A 16,451-nucleotide genomic window follows, 5' to 3' on the forward strand; every position below is an offset into this window, starting at 1 on the left:
CTGAGGCCTCGCGGTGGTCTGAGGCCTCACGGTGGTCTGAGGCCTCGCGGTGGTCTGAGGCCTCACGGTGGTCTGAGGCGTTGGCCTTCGCACGGATTCCGGCGCTGCCCATCCGGGTGGCGGTGCCGTAGCTGCCGACCTCGACCAGAGAGCCAGTAAGGCGAAAGGCCGGGCGCGCGCCGTGCGCCCGGCCTTTCGCCTATCCGCGGCACCGGCAGACGGGGCCGCCTGAAACAGGCAAGGATCACCGCGCAAAAGGGGACAAAAGAGAAAATCAGCGCAACGGGCCGGCTCACGCGCGGCGATGAGTGGGGCGGCAAGGGGGTAGGCGGCAAGAGGTGGGTGCGCAAGCGGGCCGTCCGCCAAGAGGCGGGGTGGGCAGAGGCCGACCACCAAGAGGCGGGTGGGTAGGCGGGCCGGCGAGAGGTGAGTAGGTGGGTGGCCCACCAAGAGGCGGGTGGGTAGGCGGGCCGCCGGGAGGTGAGTGGGCAAGAGGCGGGCCGGCAAGGGGTGGGCGGTGGGGGTGGGGGCTACTTGAGAGGCCCCGGTGGGCCGCTCCCGTAAGGCAACCGCACTGCATCGGATCGGCACTGCCGGGTGCCGGGGGACGGCCGAATGGAGGGGCACTACCCCACCGGAAAGTGAAGGGCTGGCCTACGTGAGTACTGCTCGCACCAGTGCGGCGATTCTGGCGTCATCGCTCCTGCTCGGCATTGCGGTACCCGCGTTCCAAACGACCGCCTCGGCGAAACCGGCGCGGTCGGCGGCGATCGTGGGAGTGGCGTCCGAGATGGACACCACGACCGAGAGCGGGACCGCGACCGGGACCGAGGCCGGGACCGGCACGGAGGCGACGGCGGGCGGGACGGACTCGGCGGTGGTTCCGCAGAGTCTGCTGGAGAGCCGGCTCGCCGCGGTCACCTCGGCGAAGAGCATCAACTACTACCCGTCCAACGCGGGCTGGTCGGCCATGTGGACCGGGTTCGACGCCGCACGTGTCGACGCGGACATGGCCCGGGCCGCGGCTCTCGGGGCGGACAACGTCCGGGTGATCGTCTTCCCGCAGGCGTTCGGGTACCCGCGGCCCAAGGCCGACTACGCCGAGCGGCTGCGCAAGTTCATCAGCATCGCGGACGCCAACAACCTGACGGTGAAGCTGACCCTGTTCGACTGGTGGGCCAACTACACCGACGCGGCCGGCAGCGCCGCCTGGGCGAAGACGGTGCTGGCGCCGTACGCCGACGACGAGCGGGTGCTGTCGGTGGAGCTGAAGAACGAGTTCGTGTCGACCGACCCGGCGGCGATCGAGTGGGTGCGACAGCTGATCCCGGCGGTCCGGGAGGCGGTTCCGCAGATGCCGCTGACCCTGTCGGTGGACGGCCAGAGCGGCGCGACCGGGCTGGGCCGGATCAAGGCGGCGCTGACCGAGACCCCGCTGGACTACTACGACTTCCACTTCTACGGCAACTCGGAGCGGGCGCTGGGCGAGATCCGCCGGGCGCAGGACGCGGTGGCGCCGACCCCGATCGTGATCGGCGAGACCGGGATGAGCACGGCCGCCATCGGCAGTGAGGGTGAGCAGGGCGCGTACCTGGCGCGGACGTTCCGGGCGGCGCGGGTGGCCGGTGTCGGTTCGGTGTCGCCGTGGACGCTGTTCGACTTCGCGGACGGGGCGATCCCGTCGAACTCGCAGGTGTCGAAGGTGCCGGCGCAGTACAAGTTCGGCCTGTACCGGGCGGATGGGACGCCGAAGTTCGCCGCGTCCGTGGTCCGGGCCGCGTGGGCCGGTGAGGAGCTGACGAACGATCTGCTGGACCTCGGTTTCGAGGCGGGTCAGTCGGCGTCGCCGTGGCGTCCGTACCTGGTCGAGGAGGGTACGTCCGGGGTGGCGACGCGGGCCCGGGACGCGGCCCGGACCGGCGAGTTCTCGGCCCGGTTCACCGGCACCGGCCGGGACGGCTCGAACCTGCCGTCGATCCGGACCGCGCCGATCGCCCCGGTGTCCGGCGGCCAGTCGTGGCACGCCGAGGTGTGGGCCCGCGGCGCCGGTGTGACCGGCTCCAACGAGATGGCGCTGAGCTGGTTCGACGTGAACGGCAAGTGGCTGGGCCAGAACAGTTCGAAGCAGGTGGCCAAGGGCGCCAGCGAGTGGACCCGGCTGACCGTCGACGCGGTCGCCCCGGCCGGGGCGACCGGCGTCCAGCTTCACCTGAAGTCCGGCGACAACAAGGGCTCGGTGTGGTTCGACGACGTGGCGCTGACGCCGGTCGCGGGCTGAGCCGGCACCACCCCTAGGCGGGTGAGCAGGCGGGTGTACGCGTCGACCGTGCGCCCCCAGGAGGAGGGGTCGGCGTGCCGGCGGCCGGACAGGCCGGCGGCACGCACGATGCCCTCCCGCAGTTCGCCGGGTTCACCGGCGGGCACGAAGACGGTGCCGCTGTAGTGTTCGGCGGCTTCGACGAGGCCGCCGACCGCGGTCACCACCACCGGCAGGCCGTGGCTCATCGCGATGTGCAGCGGCCCGCTGGCCGAACTGCGGCGGTACGGCAGCACCACCACGTCCGCCCCGGCGAAGTACTCGTTCACCTCGGCATCCGGGACGTACCTGTTGACGAACGCGATCCGGTCCCGGACCGGTGACGTGGCGATCAGCTCGCCGGGCCCGGTCCAGCCCTCCCAGGTCTCCCCCACCACGGTGAGGTGGTACTGCGGGCCCAGGTCGGCGAAGGCCGAGATCAGATCCTCCAGGCCTTTGTACGGCCGGATGGTCCCGAAGAACAGCAGCCGGCACATGCCGTCCCCGGAGACCGGGGCAGCAGCGGAGGCGGGCCGGCGGGTGGTCCGGTGATGGTCGAACGGCCCATGCAGGGCCACTTCGGACGGCACATCACCCAGCCCGTACGCCTCGTCGAGGGCCGCTCGGTCGTACCGCGAGTGCACGACCACCCCGTCGGTGCGGCTGAGCAGCGGGCGGATGAATCCGCGCACGTACCGGGCCGCCCACCGGTGCCGGGCCTCCCCGGTGTCCTGCACCTCGTGGAACTCGACGATCACCCGGATCCCGCGCCGCCGGGCGGCCAGGACCAGGACCAGGTACGAGTGCAGCACCGCACCGGTCCACCACTGCAGGACCAGCACGTCGGGGCGGAAGTCGCGCAGGAACCGGACGGCCCGGATCAGGCTGGGCACACCCCACCAGTCGATGCCGTCGAAAACGCGTACGCCGGAAGCGTATTGAAGATCCGCCAGGCGGTGACCGACCCGCTCCCGGCCGGGATAGAGCCGGGCCGGCAGCAGCCGTCGCATCAGGATCGCGCCGACCTGGTAGCGGTCCCGCAGCGCGTTGCTGAGCCGGCAGGTGTAGTAGCTGATCCCGGAGAGGAAATGCCATCCGGAGCCGACCACGAGGATCCGGGGCCGCGAGTCAGCGGGCGGCGGCGATGCAGGCACGGTAGACCTCCTCGATCTGGGGTACGACACGGGCGGCGGTGAACTCCAGGCCACGCCGTTGGCCGTCGGCACGCAGCCGGGCGGCCAGTTCGGGGTCGGTGAGCACCCGCCGGATCGCGTGGTGCAGGGCGTCGGCGTCGCCGGGCGGCACCAGCAGCCCGTTGGCGGGGTCGCCGACCACGTCGAGCAGCCCGCCGGAGGCCGACGCGATCAGCGGCGCGCCGGCCAGCATCGCCTCGACGGCGACCTGTCCCATGCCTTCCAGCAGCGACGGGACCACTCCGGCGGCGGCGTGCCGCCAGGCCGACATCACCTGCGGATGCGGTACGTCGGTGCGCAGCAGCACCCCGTCCGGGATCGACGGGGTGTCCTCGCGGCGGGTGCCGAGGCAGACCAGTTCCGGGGGTTCGTCCGGCCCGGTCCAGTCGGCGCACAGTTTCCCGTAGGCGTCGAACAGCACGTCGATGCCCTTGTGCGGGCCGAGCTGGCCGACGAAGAGCAGGTACGGCCGGTCCGGCAGCCACTCCGGCCTCGGGGTGGCCCGGGCCAGCTCGTCCAGGCCGTCCGGGACCAGGCTGGAGATCACCTGGACCGGTAGTTCGCCGGGGAGCCGGGCCAGGTTCAGCGCCGACGCCACCGAGTTCGAGATCGCGGTCAGGCAGTCGATGCCCCGGTGCCGGTGGGCCCGCAGACCGGCGGTGAGCAGGGCCGACTTCGGGGTGCCATACTGACCGGCGGCGCACGGGACGCAGCGGCCCAGGCTGGGGCCGTCGCAGCGGCGGCCGTCCCGGGCGAACGTCTTGCGCACACACGTCAGCCCGAAGTCGTGGGCGGTGTGCACGTGCGGCAGGCCCAGCGGGGTGCCGTGCAGCGGCAGGTAGCTGTACATCAACCAGTCGTGGCTGTGCACCAGGTCGTAGTCGCCCTCGCGCAGCACACCGGCGATCGCGGCGGTGGTCAGCGGGTCGGCGGTGGTCGGGTGGAACGGTTTGCGCGGATCCCGGTTCATGCCCGGGACCAGGGTGTTCGCCACGCTCCGGACCCGGATCACCCGGACCCCGCCGATCGTCTCCCGGGCCGGTGCGCCCGGGATCGACAGGGTCAGCACGGTGATCTCGTGCCCGCGCCGGACCATCTCCGCGCCGCTGGTGGCGATGCTGCGTTCCAGGCCGCCGATGACCGGCGCGTACAGGTTGGACAGGTGCAGGATCTTCATCGGTGGCTCCCGGTGGGTGCTTCGCGAAGGACGGGGCGGGCCCGGCGGGCGGTGGTCGCCACCACCAGGACCGCCGCCGCGATCTGGCCGGTCAGCCAGGCGATCCCGGCGCCGGTGACGCCGGAGCCGGGCAGCAGCAGCCAGGCCAGCGACAGGCAGGTGACCGCCCGGACCAGGTTGAGGCGGCGGCAGCGGCGGAACTCGCCGGCCGACCGCCAGTGCGCCACGGCCAGGTTGACCACCGCGTCGGGCAGGGCGGCGAGCACCAGGATCCGCAACAGCAGCCCGCCCTCGGCGGCGTAGTCCGCGCTGAACAGGCCCAGGATCTGGTCGCCGGCCACCAGCAGCACGGCGGTGGGCAGCCCGACGACCGCGGCGACCACCACGGCGGCCCGGGAGACCGGGACCGTCACCGCGTTGGCGCGTTCCGCGTAGAGCGCCGACGCCACCGCCGGGGAGACCATGAACAGCATCGACGCGGTCATCCACGCCAGGTAGAAGTGGGCGTTCGACTCCGATCCGAGGTGCGCGGTGACCAGCACCGGGAGCAGCGCGGCCGGGCCGGCCTGGGTCAGGTTGATCAGGTGGTGCCCGGTGAGCGCGTCCCGCAGGTGCGGCAGCTCCGACCGCAGCCCGGCGGCGAGCGAGGTCCGCACCGGTCCGGGCGGGCGCAGCCGGCGGACCGCGACGGCCACCGTGAACAGGCTGATCAGCAGGGTCGGCAGGACGTAGGAGAGCAGGATCGCGACGGCGCCCTGCAGACCGAGGGCGAGCACCGCGGCCAGCGTGAGGATCTTGCCGATGGCGACGGTCAGGTTGCGGATCAGCATGCCGTGCCCGGACCGGTGGGCCACCCAGAGGTTGTCCAGCAGGGTCGTCAGGGTCACCGCGAGGGCGGCGGCGATCAGCGCCGGGGTGCCGCCGGGACCGCTCAGGAAGGCGAAGTTGCCGGAGAAGACCGGGACCGCGTACGCCGCCACGGTCGCCGTCACCGCGGTGGCCGCCGAGCTCAGGGCCAGGCCGCAGACCACGATCCGGGTCCAGCCGGCCGCGTCGGCGCCGGGCAGGCGCTGGATGAACATGTGCCCGGCGCCCAGGTTGGCGAGCATGCTGACCGCGGTGGCGGCGGAGATCACCGCGGTCGCCAGGCCGATCCGTTCCGGCGGTACGGTCCGGGCCGCCACCATCCAGTAGAGGTATCCCAGCCCGCCGTTGCCGACCGTGGTCGCCATGATCAGCAGGCTGTTGCGGGCCAGCGAGTCCGCGGAGAGCCGCCGGACGGCACCGATCAGCACGCGAACGGCTCCTCTGCGTTCCGGCACATCCGGGTGTCGACGGACCGCCAGTGCCGCACCTGCTTCCCGTGCTTCCAGCGTTTGTCGCTGGTCCAGCGCCGCTCGGACTTCCAGGTCCGCCGGTCCGGCCGCGACGACGACCACGAATAGGACCACGAGGACGACCAGGAGGAGGACCACGAGGAGGCCCGGTGAGCCGGCCGGTGCGGCCTGGTGAACTGCGGCTCCGGGTCGGTCATGTGGCCGCCGGACGAGACCGCGACCGGCTCCTCCGCGGTGTCCATCGGATCGGGCGGCTGCGGGATGGGTTTCGGCCGGCTCCGGTGGCCGTCGCCGGTGTCGGCCGGTTCCCGGTCCGGATCGGCCGGCCGGGCGGGCGGCGGGTCGCGGTCCGGCGGGGTGTCCCGGTCCGCGGGCGGGGGCGACGTCGGCGGGCGCTCGACCTTGTACGTCGCGCCGGCGCGGGTGTGCCGGATGTCGGCGGGCGGTGTCGCCAGCGACGCGTCCCGGCCGCCGCCGCGCACCGTCCGGGGCCCGGTCCACGAGCCGGTGGCCGTGGCACGGTCGCCGGTGCCGGTGCCGGTACCCGGGTCGGTATCGGTGCCGGTGCGGGCCGGCGCCACCGGCTGGGGCTGGGCGGACGGGTGCGGAACCGCCAGGGACCGGGCGTAGAAGCCGGTGCTGGTGTCGCCGATGCTGATGTCCACCGCGCGCAGGTGCCCGTCCGAGGGCGGGGCCGGCACGTGCACGGTCAGGAAACGGATCGTGTCGGCGGCCAGCGTCATCGGTTCGCGGTCCACCACCGTGCCGCCGATCCGCAGTTGCAGCAGGCCGGTGATCTCGGCGAGACCGGCGCTGGCCACCCGGATCGGGACGGCCAGGCCACGGGCCGGGACGGTCACCGGACGGTCGATGGCGGCGGCCCAGCCGTTGAGGGCGATGCTCAGGTAACCCGGTTCGGCCGGGCTCGGGCCGATCCGGTAACCGTGCACGGCCACGCCGCCGACGGCCACCGCCAGGACCACCGGGACGGCCACGGCCGCTGTGCTCCGGGCGTACCCGATGGGCGTGGTGGAGGGTTTTTCGGGGGAACCGGAACCGGGGCGCAGGAGGGCGACGGCGCCGAGGACGGTGACCAGCACCGCGCATCCGATGATCAGCGGGCCGGGACGGACCGGGGCGCCGACCGCGTGCAGGCAGAGTGCCACCAGGGGGACGGTGACCAGGCCGGCGATCGCGGCCAGCCCACCGCGGACGGCGGGGACGGCCGTCTCGACCGGGATTCCGGGGAGGGCGCGCAGCCAGAGGGCGCCGATGGCGAGCAGGGCGATCAGGCAGAGCGGAGCCGCCGGCCAGGGCCGGCCGACGGCGAGGAGCAGAGCGATGAGGGCGGCGTACGCCGTGAGCAGTGTCCGGATCATCGGGCCCCCGTGCGGATGGGCTGCCCCGCGCTGCCGAAGTCGAAGCGGTAGATCGCGATGTGCGGGCCGTCGTAGACCTTGATCAGCCAGGGCATGGTGTCGAACTTGGTCAGCTGGGCCCGGGTGAATCCGGGCTTGCCGTCGTGCGGGATCGGCTCGTTGTTCTCGAAATAGATCTTGATCTCGGGAACCTGCTCGGCCATCCGGCGGTCGACGACCAGATATTCGAAACGCCAGTCGCGGAGTTGCCGCATCAGGCCCTCCGGCATCGGGCTGCCGGGTTTGGCGATGTAGAGCTGGTAGGCCGGGAAGCTCTCCGATCCGGTGGTGGGCTCCTGTTCGCCGTACGAGCCGAAGATCAGCCCGGAGTAGCGGTCGGCGACCAGCCGGGCCCCGCGCCCGTGGGTCTGGCGCAGCCACTCGGCCGCGGCCAGCACCTCGGGGGTGGCGGCCCGGGTGTCCGAGCCGAAGACCGCCGGGCCGGGGAACCGGTACGACGGGTTCATCCCGGCCGCGGTGTTACCGATCATGACCAGGCCGCATCCGGCGAGCAGCAGCACACCGGAACCGCTGATCCGGCGGCGGGACCGGTCCAGCAGTGCGATGATCAACGGGGCGACCGCCAGGGCGATGCCGAGGTAACTGAACGCCCAGGAACGGCGGGCGCCCTCGGCCCCGGACGGGGTCAGGATCAGCAGGGTGGCCGGGAAGTAGAGCGCGCCGAGCATCAGCATCGCCGCCGAGGCGGCCTTGGTGACCGGCTCCGCGGTGTGCCGGCGCTGCCACCAGAGCACCGCCGCACCGGCCGTGGCCAGTGCCGCGCAGACCGGGGCCGCGTAGGCGGCGTACTGCTCCCACCACGGGGCCACCGACTGGCTGAACAGGGTGCGCCCGCCGGAACCGGAGCCGGCCATGCCGCCGAACTGGTCGAGGGCCCGGCCCAGGTAGGGCTCCAGGTACCGCCCGGTGCGGGGCGACACCGAGGCCATCCACAGGCCGACCGACAACCCGGAGATCCCGGTCAGCGACCAGGCCGTCCGGGCCGGCACCCGGAAGATCGAACAGGACAGCGCGATCAGGAACAGCATGCCGGTCAGCCAGATCGCGGTCAGGTGGTGGGTGGCGGTGATCGCCACGGTGAGCAGCACGGTCAGCGCCGACCAGCCGAGCCGGGCGCCGGAGGTGCCGGCCCGGATCGCGCGCAGTGCGGCGGCCAGCGCCCACACCAGCACCCCGATCGCCAGCGACTCGTAACCGAGCTGGGTGTCGAAGTAGAGGAACGAGCTGTTCAGGCTGTAGACCACGGCGGCCGCGGCGGCGATCCGGGCGTCCGGCCACAGCTGCGCGGCCAGCACCGCCACCCCGAGCGTGACCAGGACGTGCGCCACGATCAGGAGGAACTGGGCGGCGTGCCAGACGGTCAGCCCGGTGAGCGAGGACAGCGACGCGACGGTGGCGTGCAGGCCCGGATAGTCGCCGATCACCCGGACGATCGGGTTCTGCTGGAAGAGCACACCGTCCAGGACGATGTCCTGGGCCTGGCCCCAGTGGGCGTACTCGTCGTGGTAGAGCGGGCCGCCCGGGTTGCGCAGCAGCTTCGGCAGGAAGGTGAAGCAGGCGTAACCGATCAGGACGGCGAGGCGCAGCCGGGCGCTGGTGCCGCGCCGCACCGCCCACCAGGCGGCGGGCAGGCTGAAGATCAGCATGCCCGCCCAGAACCAGCTGAACGCGCCGTCCTGTCCCCACTCGGCCCGCTGGTACGCGGTGACCAGGGCGGTGGCACCGGCCGCACCGGCGACGGTGAGGCTGAGCCCGGCGGCGACGGCGTACCGGGCGCGGCCGGCCGGCCCGGTTTCCCGATCGCCCCGCCGGCCGACCGTGGGACTGGCCGTGGCGGCAATCATCGGCTGACGGCCCCCACGGGTGCCGTCCGGCAGGCCACCGCGGCGTAGATGTTGCGGGTCGCGCCGACCACGTCCGCCCAGGTCGGCAGGATCGCCGGACGGGTCCGGCCGACCGCGGCGGCGTCCTGCAGCGCGGCGGCCAGCCCGGCCTCGTCCTCCGGGTCGGCGAACCGCAGCCAGGCGCTGTCCCCGGCCAGCCCGGCGACCTCGCGGTGCGCCGGGATCGGGGTGGCGACGGTGGGCAGCCCGGCGGCGAGCGCGTCGGCCACCGACATGCCGAAGGCCTCGTGCGCGGAGGCGGACACGGCCGCCGACGCGCTCGCGACACAGGCGTCGAAGGCGGCGTCGTCCAGCCGCCCGTGGAAGACCACCCGGCCGGCCAGCCCGAGACCGGCGGCGAGCTGGCGCAGCCGGTCCGCGGCCGGTCCGGTGCCGATCACGTCGAGGCGGTGCTCCGGGCCGAGCCGGGTCATCGCCCGGATCACCCGGTCGACACGTTTGTACTGCTCCAGCCGCCCGACGCAGAGGATGCGCCGGGTCTTGCCGGGAGCGCCGCGGCGGGGCGCCGGGCGCGGGTCGGTGCCGTTCGGGATCACCACGGCCCGGGTGCCGACCTCCGGGAAGTCCCGCAGCACCAGCTCACGTTCGGCCGAGGTGACACAGACGACGGCCGAGGCGCGGGTCATCACCGCCCGGCCGAGCGGCCGGTACAGCGGGTGCAGCGCGGCCCGGAACCGGGTGTGCCCGGTCCCGTGGTAGTGCGGGGTGAACACCAGCGGAGCCCGGTTGCCCAGGGCGGCACAGAGCGCGGCCAGGGCGTGGTAGCTGTGGGCGTGCAGGACGTCGTACTCCGCGGCGTGGGCCCGCAGCCAGCGCCAGAGCGGCACCGAGAGCCGGTAGTTGCCGGCCGGGACGGTGAGCGGGAACCGACGGACGAGCACACCGTCGACGGTCTCCACCGACCGGGTGGAGTGCTGGGTGATCACCTCGACGTCGTCGCCGGCCGCGGTCAGGCCGGCGCACAGCCGCTTCACGTGGGTCTCCACCCCACCGATGTCGGGATGGTAGGCGTTCGAGACGACACCGATCCTCATCGGGCGGCTCGCTGGGCCACCCGGGCGGTCCGGGCCCGGCGCGGGCTCCACTCGCGGGCGATGGTCCGCAGCACCCGCATCCCGTCGGTGAAGGCGTTGAGGTTGCTGACCCCGTGGATCCGGTTGTGCTCGAAGCTGGGCACCTCGGTGATCTTCAGCTCGGCCCGGGCGGCCCGCAGGTTGAGCAGCGTCTCGATCTCGAAACCGTCGCCCCACAGCCGGCCGTCCGCGTTGTCCGGCGCCGGTGAGGTGCTGTCCAGGTCGAAGACGTCGAGGCAGTGCGCCCAGAACGCGTTGTAGCCGTAGCAGAGGTCGCTGTACCGGGTCCGGAACAGGACGTTGACCAGCAGGCTGAGGCACTTGTTGCCGGCCCGCCGCAGCCGGGTGATGTCGGCGCTGCCGCCGTTGGCCTGGAACCGGGATCCCTTGGCGAAGTCGGCGCCCTCGCGCAGCGCCTTGACGAAGGCCGGGATCTCCATCGGGTCGGTCGACCCGTCGGCGTCGATCATGACGATGATGTCGCCCGTCGACTCGGCGAACCCACAGGCCAGGGCGTTGCCCTTGCCCCGGCGGTTCTGCCGGACGACCCGGATGTCGGGCCGCAGCCGGCGGGCCACCGCCACGGTGTCGTCGGTGGATCCGCCGTCCACCAGGACGATCTCGTCGACCTGGGGAAGCCGGGCGAAGACGTGCGGGATGTTCCGGGCCTCGTTGAGCGCGGGGACGATGACGCTGATCCGGGGCTCGAGCACGCCGTCGTTCCCGGGCGGTGCCGCGGGAGCCGGGATGTCGGTGGCGCGCAGGGCGGTCTTGTCGGGGAGCACACGGTCGACCGTGGGCATATCTGTCTCCGATCGGGCAGGGAGCACCGGCTCTTTCACCGGCCGGCGCACGGGAAAAGGTCAGTCCTTGGGTGCGCCGAGCGACCACTGGTAGACGTCCTGGCGCGAGGTCAGGTCGCCGGTGGCGCCGGTGAACCCGACCCACGCGGTGCCGGAGCCGATCCGGCGGGCCAGGTCGACCTGCCGGCTCAGCACCTGCTTCTCGCGCGCGCCCTTGGCGGTGGAGCGAACGAAGACGGTCAGGCGTTCACGGCCGGCGTCGTACTTGACGCGGGCCCGGAACGGCTTGCCGTTGAGCGGCACCGGTGACTGGGCCGAGGTCTCGTGGCTGTCGGGGTGGCCGTCGAATACCACCGCGAGATGATTGCTGCTGGGGTCGGGCGTGTTCTGGTACGTGTCGAACTCGACCGCCACGCTCCGCCGGATGCCGCGGTAACCGAGTCCGCCGCCCCAGCCGCCGAGCGCGCGCGGGCCGATGCCCTGGACCAGGAAGGCGATGCCGTCGGCGCCGGGCCGGCCGTTGCCGATGTGGGCGGTGAACGTCGATTCGAAGGAATAGCCGAGCGCCACCGGCATCAGGCTCCAGGCCGAGCCGGTCTGCTTGTAACCGCCGTCGGTCAGCCGGATGACCCGGTCGCCCTGGCTGCCCCGCACGAATACCGAGGCGGTGCCGTTCAGGGCCAGAGGCGGTGCGTACACGTCGGGGGCGGCGCTGGCGGGCGGGGCCCCTCCCGTGTTCACCGCGGCCACTATCACCAGCAGAGCGGAGGCCCACAGACCGCCCCGAACGGTCCTGGGCGCACGAGAAGAGCGCACGAGAAACTCCATTTCGACGGATTTGCCCGACTTAGACCTGGCTTAAGCTAGGTCAGTCGGCAGAGCCGTGTGACGGAGTCGTGCGATTTACCCCGGACGGATGGCGCTTCGACGCGGGATGTTGTTGATCGTAGGCACAGCCAGGCCACTTTCCGCTGGAAAATCCCGATTCAGCGGGTGATCCGGGCACCCTCGTTCTCCGGCCGGAACACCGGATCCGCGGTCACCACGGCGGTCAGCATCCGGTCGGAGTACCCGATCTCCACCTGGGTGCCGGGGCCGGACAACGCGCCCGGTAACCACGCGTAGGCGATCGTGGCGCCCACCGTCCAGCCGTACGCCGCCTCGGTGACGTGGCCGACCGCGAACCCGCCGGCGTACACCGGCTCACCACCGGCCGGCACGGCGTCACCGTCGGCGAGCCGCAGACAGGCCAGCCGCCGGTCCGGATCGGTGCGGTCCTCGGCCGGCGGATCGGCCCGCCGCCCGGCCTCCAGCCGCAGCGAGTCCAGCGCCAGTTGACCGGCCGCGACCAGGCCGAACTCCTGCCCGGCCGCCCAGAGCGTGTCCCACAGCCGCGGCCCGTACCCGGCCTCGGTCCAGATCTCCCAGCCCGGCTCGCCCAGCAACGGCACCCGCAGCATGGTGACCGGCACCAGACCGAGATGACCCTCCCAGACGTCCGCGGTGACCGGCCCGGTCAGCGGCAGGACCAGCTCCCCGGCCACCGGGCCCCACACGCCGAGGCCGCACGTGCCACCGGTGATGTCACGCACCGTGACACCCGGCGGGGTCCGGCGCGGCGGGGCGCCACCCACCATCAGGATCCGGTTCGCCGCCACCCGCGCGACGGTCATCCCGCCGGACCTGATGAACTGACCCACCGGCGGGCCGGGCATCGGGCCGAGCACCTCCGCCCGGGACGACGCGGTCAGATCGAAGAGGCCGGCCTTGCGCCGGGTCAGCAGCGCCTCGGTCCCGGCGATCGGCGAGCCGTACCGCGACGACCACTCGTCACCGGGCGGGGCGTCGTCCGGGGGCGGGTTCGACGCGTACCACAGTGGTCTCTCCCAGCCGCCCGACTCACCGAAGACCGCGCCCAGCTCGGCCTGCCTGGCGTGAAATGCCCCGATTCGCAGATCTCGCAGGATCGGCGGTGCGTGCGGATGGGCGATCGCGCTCGCGGCGGTCACATTTCTTTTGATGTACGCCGGTACGCGCTGAGCCGCCCCGAACCGGTCGACGTCCAGTTCCCGCAGGTCGATCCCGGGGACTCCGTCGACGATCCACTCGGCGAGAGCCTTGGCCGCCCCGGCGGAGTGGGCCACCGGCACCGCCGCCGCGATCCACAGCCCGGCCGGATCGACCTCGCCCAGCACCGGGTACCCGTCCGCGGTCACCGCCAGCACCCCGTCGAAGGCGTCCTCCAGGGCGGTGTCGCGCAGCGCCGGGAGCAGCTCGGTGGCCGCCGTCCACGACGGCCGGAACGCCTCCCGGGTGAACGGCAGCATCGCCGGGCGCCCGTCGCCGGGCAGGTCACCGAGGTCGGCCGGGCCCGGCAGCAGCCGGTACGAGCCGACGCCGAGCCGGTCCCCGTGCACCCGGAAGTAGAGGTCACGATCGGGGTGCCGGAGGATCGGCAGGCCCTCGGAGACTCCCGCCGCGCTGGTCCGGACGTACTGCTGGACCATCGGGACCAGCGGCCGCCCGGTGGCCCAGAACCCGGTGCACTCGACCACCACGGCGGCCGGGAAGGTCTCGCCGTCGGCGGTCAGTACACCGGTGACCCGGCCGTCGCTCGACCGGACACTGTCGACCCGCTTGTTCCCGAGGAACCGCGCGCCGGCGCTCCCGGCCCGCGCCGCCTGGATCTCGGCGGCCCGCACGGCCGGGATCACACCGTCCTCCGGGACGTGCAACCCGCCGAGCACGGCAGTCTTGTCCAGCAGCGGGAAGAGCGCCACACACCCGGCCGGGTCGACGACCGTGGCGTCGACACCCCAGGACCGGCCGAACCCGAACCGGCGGTGCAACTCGGCCAGTCGTTCCGGGGTGGACGCCACCTCGAGACTGCCGACCGCCTCGAAACAGCCGAGCCGGGCGTACTTCTCCGCGGTGTACCGGGCCAGCCGGGTCATCGTCCGTGACGCGTCGATCCGGAACGCCAGCCCCGGAGTGTGCGAGGTGGATCCGCCCGCGGTGAAGAGCGGCCCCTGGTCCAGCACGGTGACGTCGGTCCAGCCCCGGGCGGTCAGCTCGTCGGCCAGCGCGCACCCGACGATCCCGGCGCCGATGATCACCACCGCGGGACCGGTCATCGGCCCGCGTCCTCCAGCGGCCACTGCTCTTTCTCCAGCGGCCACCTCTGGCAGGGCCACCTGGGGGTGAATCGCAGCCGGGCCCGTCGGCGGGCGCCGAACCGGCGGGTCACCAGACGGTTCTTCAGCGCGCGCGACCCCAGCGGCCGGCGTACCGCCACGTCGTCCTCGATGGTGTTCAGTTTCCGGCCCTGCCTTCCGTGCTCAGCCCCCCAGCTGTGGGACCAGGATCATCACGCGCGAGGGCTGGGTCAATGGGCCGACAGGTCTTTTACGCCTGTGCAACAAAGCCCGGCATACTGCCCCTGTGCCACACCCGTACCTGGACGCGCCCCGGCCTCTGGCCTTCGCTCACCGTGGCGGGGCCGCCGCCGGTGACGAGAACACCGAGGCCGCCTTCGCCCGGGCCGTCGCGATGGGCTACCGGTACGTGGAGACCGACGTGCACGCCACCTCCGACGGGGTTCCGGTGGTCATCCATGACGCCGGGCTCGACCGGGTCGCCGGGACCGCCGCCCGGGTCGAGGACCTGACCTGGGCCGACCTCGCCACCGTCCGGGTCGGCGGGGAGTCCGCGGTGCCCCGCCTGGACGACGTGCTCGACGCCTGGCCGGCGATCCGGTTCAACATCGACGTCAAGGCCGACGCGGTGGTGGTGCCGGCGGTGGACGCGGTCCGGCGCACCGGTGCCGAGGACCGGGTGCTGCTCGCCTCGTTCGCCGACGCCCGGCTCGCCCGGGTGCGGGCCCTCGGCGGCGACCGGATCGCCACCTCGCTGGGCATGCGGTCGACCGCCCGGCTGTGGATGGCCGCGTCGGTGGGGTGGCCGTTGCGTCTGCCCACGTCGGTGGTGGCCGCCCAGATCCCGGTCCGGCACGGCCGGGTCACCGTGCTCACCGCGCGATTCCTGGCCTATCTGCACCGGCTCGGACTGGCCGTTCACGTGTGGACGATCGACGATCCCGAAGAAATCATTCGATTACTCGACATGGGCGTCGACGGCATCATGACGGATCGCCTGGAGATACTCCGTGACGTCTATGCGGCGCGCGGATTGTGGGTAGCGTAGGGCTACCGTCCGCTCACAGGTTCATCAGCTACAGTCCCTGGTCAGAGACTTTCTGTCAAAAAACCATGAACCCCCGACATCAGCCGAACGGATGATGTCCAGGGTTCGAGGCGACTTCCATAAATCTTTTTTAAGTGGGCCGCAAGAATGCCCTAATTCACGGACCGGAATTGCTTTCTGTAAGGCTTCCTCCTAACGTCTGGGCGTCGGCCGCCGTACTTCCACCCCACGAGGGCGGCCGCGGTCCGGGAATTCGGAAGAAGAAGGTCTCGTCATGCGAAGCTCGGGTAAGACTCGTACCCGGCTGTTGGCCGCCGGCGCGGTTGTCACCGCCCTCGGCGGGGTCATCGGCTTCACCCAGTTCGCCAACGCCGCCGACACCCCAGGCGCCTCCACCAAGGCCGCCACCGAGAGCGGCGCCGGCAAGGTCGTCGGCAACAACCTGACGATCCTCACCGACACCTGCATCGACAGCCAGCTGGCGCCGCACGACGGTTTCCAAAAGGGCGAGCGCTGTGTGTCCACGGAGTTCGGTGAGGTCGGCGCGGCCGCCAACAACCCCACACTGCTGATCACCGACGCCCCACGAAACGTCACCGTCGGTGAGGCGTTCCAGCTCCGCGTCAGCACCCGCAACCTGATCCGGGACCGCTTCCTCGCGGCCGGGCAGGGCGGCTACTACGTGGAGAGCTCGGTCCTGCAGAACGGCCTCGTCCGCGGCCACTTCCACACCGCCTGCCGGATCCTCGACAGCGACAGCGCGGCGCCCAACCCGGAACCGGTGCCGGCGTTCTTCGTCGCCACCGAGGACAGCCGGGGCGGCGCCGAGCCCGACACCGTCGTGATCCAGGTGCCCGGACTGCCCGAGGAGGGCGAGTTCCAGTGCTCCTCGTGGGCCGGTGACGGTTCGCACCGCATCCCGATGATGGAGCGCGCCAACCAGACTCCCGCCCTCGACTCCGTCCGGGTCACCGCTACCGCCGCCGGAGGCGGCAACAACGGCGGCAACAACGGTGGTGGCAACAA

The 16,451-nt window shown here is 72.5% G+C and carries 11 protein-coding genes and 1 pseudogene; 3 read left to right on the forward strand and 9 right to left on the reverse strand.

Features of this window, described 5'->3' with window-relative positions; translation table 11 throughout:
• Window positions 1-658 precede the first annotated feature (658 nt).
• Entirely contained in the window at window positions 659-2,278 is a 1,620-nt protein-coding gene (locus tag Aco03nite_RS16440) for a cellulase family glycosylhydrolase (RefSeq protein WP_203796162.1), read from the forward strand.
• Here the strand turns inward: Aco03nite_RS16440 and Aco03nite_RS16445 are convergent.
• The 9 genes from Aco03nite_RS16445 to Aco03nite_RS16485 form a co-directional block, all read right to left on the reverse strand.
• Window positions 2,206-3,450 (reverse strand): glycosyltransferase, encoded by a 1,245-nt coding sequence (locus Aco03nite_RS16445; RefSeq protein WP_239145208.1) that lies wholly within the window; start codon window positions 3,448-3,450, stop codon window positions 2,206-2,208. The genes Aco03nite_RS16440 and Aco03nite_RS16445 overlap by 73 nt on opposite strands.
• A complete protein-coding gene (locus tag Aco03nite_RS16450; protein ID WP_203796164.1) occupies window positions 3,425-4,666 on the reverse strand; it encodes a glycosyltransferase family 4 protein in 1,242 nt (413 codons plus the stop codon). Before Aco03nite_RS16450 ends, Aco03nite_RS16445 begins: the two co-directional genes overlap by 26 nt.
• Window positions 4,663-5,961: a lipopolysaccharide biosynthesis protein gene (locus Aco03nite_RS16455; protein WP_203796166.1), complete on the reverse strand. Its 1,299-nt coding sequence runs from the start codon at window positions 5,959-5,961 to the stop codon at window positions 4,663-4,665. Before Aco03nite_RS16455 ends, Aco03nite_RS16450 begins: the two co-directional genes overlap by 4 nt.
• Window positions 5,955-7,382 (reverse strand): hypothetical protein, encoded by a 1,428-nt coding sequence (locus Aco03nite_RS16460; protein ID WP_203796168.1) that lies wholly within the window; start codon window positions 7,380-7,382, stop codon window positions 5,955-5,957. The genes Aco03nite_RS16455 and Aco03nite_RS16460 overlap by 7 nt, the downstream gene beginning before the upstream one ends.
• On the reverse strand, window positions 7,379-9,286 hold the full coding sequence (locus Aco03nite_RS16465) for a hypothetical protein (protein ID WP_239145209.1): 1,908 nt from the start codon (window positions 9,284-9,286) through the stop codon (window positions 7,379-7,381). Before Aco03nite_RS16465 ends, Aco03nite_RS16460 begins: the two co-directional genes overlap by 4 nt.
• On the reverse strand, window positions 9,283-10,380 hold the full coding sequence (locus tag Aco03nite_RS16470; RefSeq protein ID WP_203796170.1) for a glycosyltransferase family 4 protein: 1,098 nt from the start codon (window positions 10,378-10,380) through the stop codon (window positions 9,283-9,285). The genes Aco03nite_RS16465 and Aco03nite_RS16470 overlap by 4 nt, the downstream gene beginning before the upstream one ends.
• Window positions 10,377-11,222 carry a glycosyltransferase family 2 protein gene (locus Aco03nite_RS16475; protein ID WP_203796172.1) on the reverse strand — a complete coding sequence of 282 codons (846 nt, stop codon included), beginning with the start codon at window positions 11,220-11,222 and terminating at the stop codon, window positions 10,377-10,379. Before Aco03nite_RS16475 ends, Aco03nite_RS16470 begins: the two co-directional genes overlap by 4 nt.
• A 60-nt stretch (window positions 11,223-11,282) precedes the next feature.
• Window positions 11,283-11,963, reverse strand: a complete 681-nt coding sequence (locus tag Aco03nite_RS16480; protein WP_239145210.1) for an L-type lectin-domain containing protein — start codon at window positions 11,961-11,963, stop codon at window positions 11,283-11,285.
• A gap of 245 nt (window positions 11,964-12,208) precedes the next feature.
• Window positions 12,209-14,356, reverse strand: coding sequence for an FAD-dependent oxidoreductase (locus Aco03nite_RS16485; protein WP_203796175.1), 2,148 nt, complete (start codon window positions 14,354-14,356; stop codon window positions 12,209-12,211).
• A 307-nt stretch (window positions 14,357-14,663) separates the two neighbouring features.
• On the opposite strand from Aco03nite_RS16485, the gene Aco03nite_RS16490 reads away from it, so the two are divergent.
• Window positions 14,664-15,425: a glycerophosphodiester phosphodiesterase family protein gene (locus Aco03nite_RS16490; RefSeq protein WP_203796177.1), complete on the forward strand. Its 762-nt coding sequence runs from the start codon at window positions 14,664-14,666 to the stop codon at window positions 15,423-15,425.
• 274 nt (window positions 15,426-15,699) lie between these two features.
• Window positions 15,700-16,451: pseudogene (locus Aco03nite_RS16495) on the forward strand (hypothetical protein); the annotation flags it as partial.

The sequence above is a fragment of the Actinoplanes couchii genome (assembly GCF_016862075.1).
Taxonomy (GTDB): Bacteria; Actinomycetota; Actinomycetes; order Mycobacteriales; family Micromonosporaceae; genus Actinoplanes; species Actinoplanes couchii.

Coding starts and splice junctions, on each gene's coding strand:
- Aco03nite_RS16465 (WP_239145209.1), bottom strand. CDS start 9,286: ATGATTGCCGCCACGGCCAGTCCCACGGTCGGCCGGCGGGGCGATCGG.
- Aco03nite_RS16475 (WP_203796172.1), bottom strand. CDS start 11,222: ATGCCCACGGTCGACCGTGTGCTCCCCGACAAGACCGCCCTGCGCGCC.
- Aco03nite_RS16450 (WP_203796164.1), bottom strand. CDS start 4,666: ATGAAGATCCTGCACCTGTCCAACCTGTACGCGCCGGTCATCGGCGGC.
- Aco03nite_RS16470 (WP_203796170.1), bottom strand. CDS start 10,380: ATGAGGATCGGTGTCGTCTCGAACGCCTACCATCCCGACATCGGTGGG.
- Aco03nite_RS16460 (WP_203796168.1), bottom strand. CDS start 7,382: ATGATCCGGACACTGCTCACGGCGTACGCCGCCCTCATCGCTCTGCTC.
- Aco03nite_RS16485 (WP_203796175.1), bottom strand. CDS start 14,356: ATGACCGGTCCCGCGGTGGTGATCATCGGCGCCGGGATCGTCGGGTGC.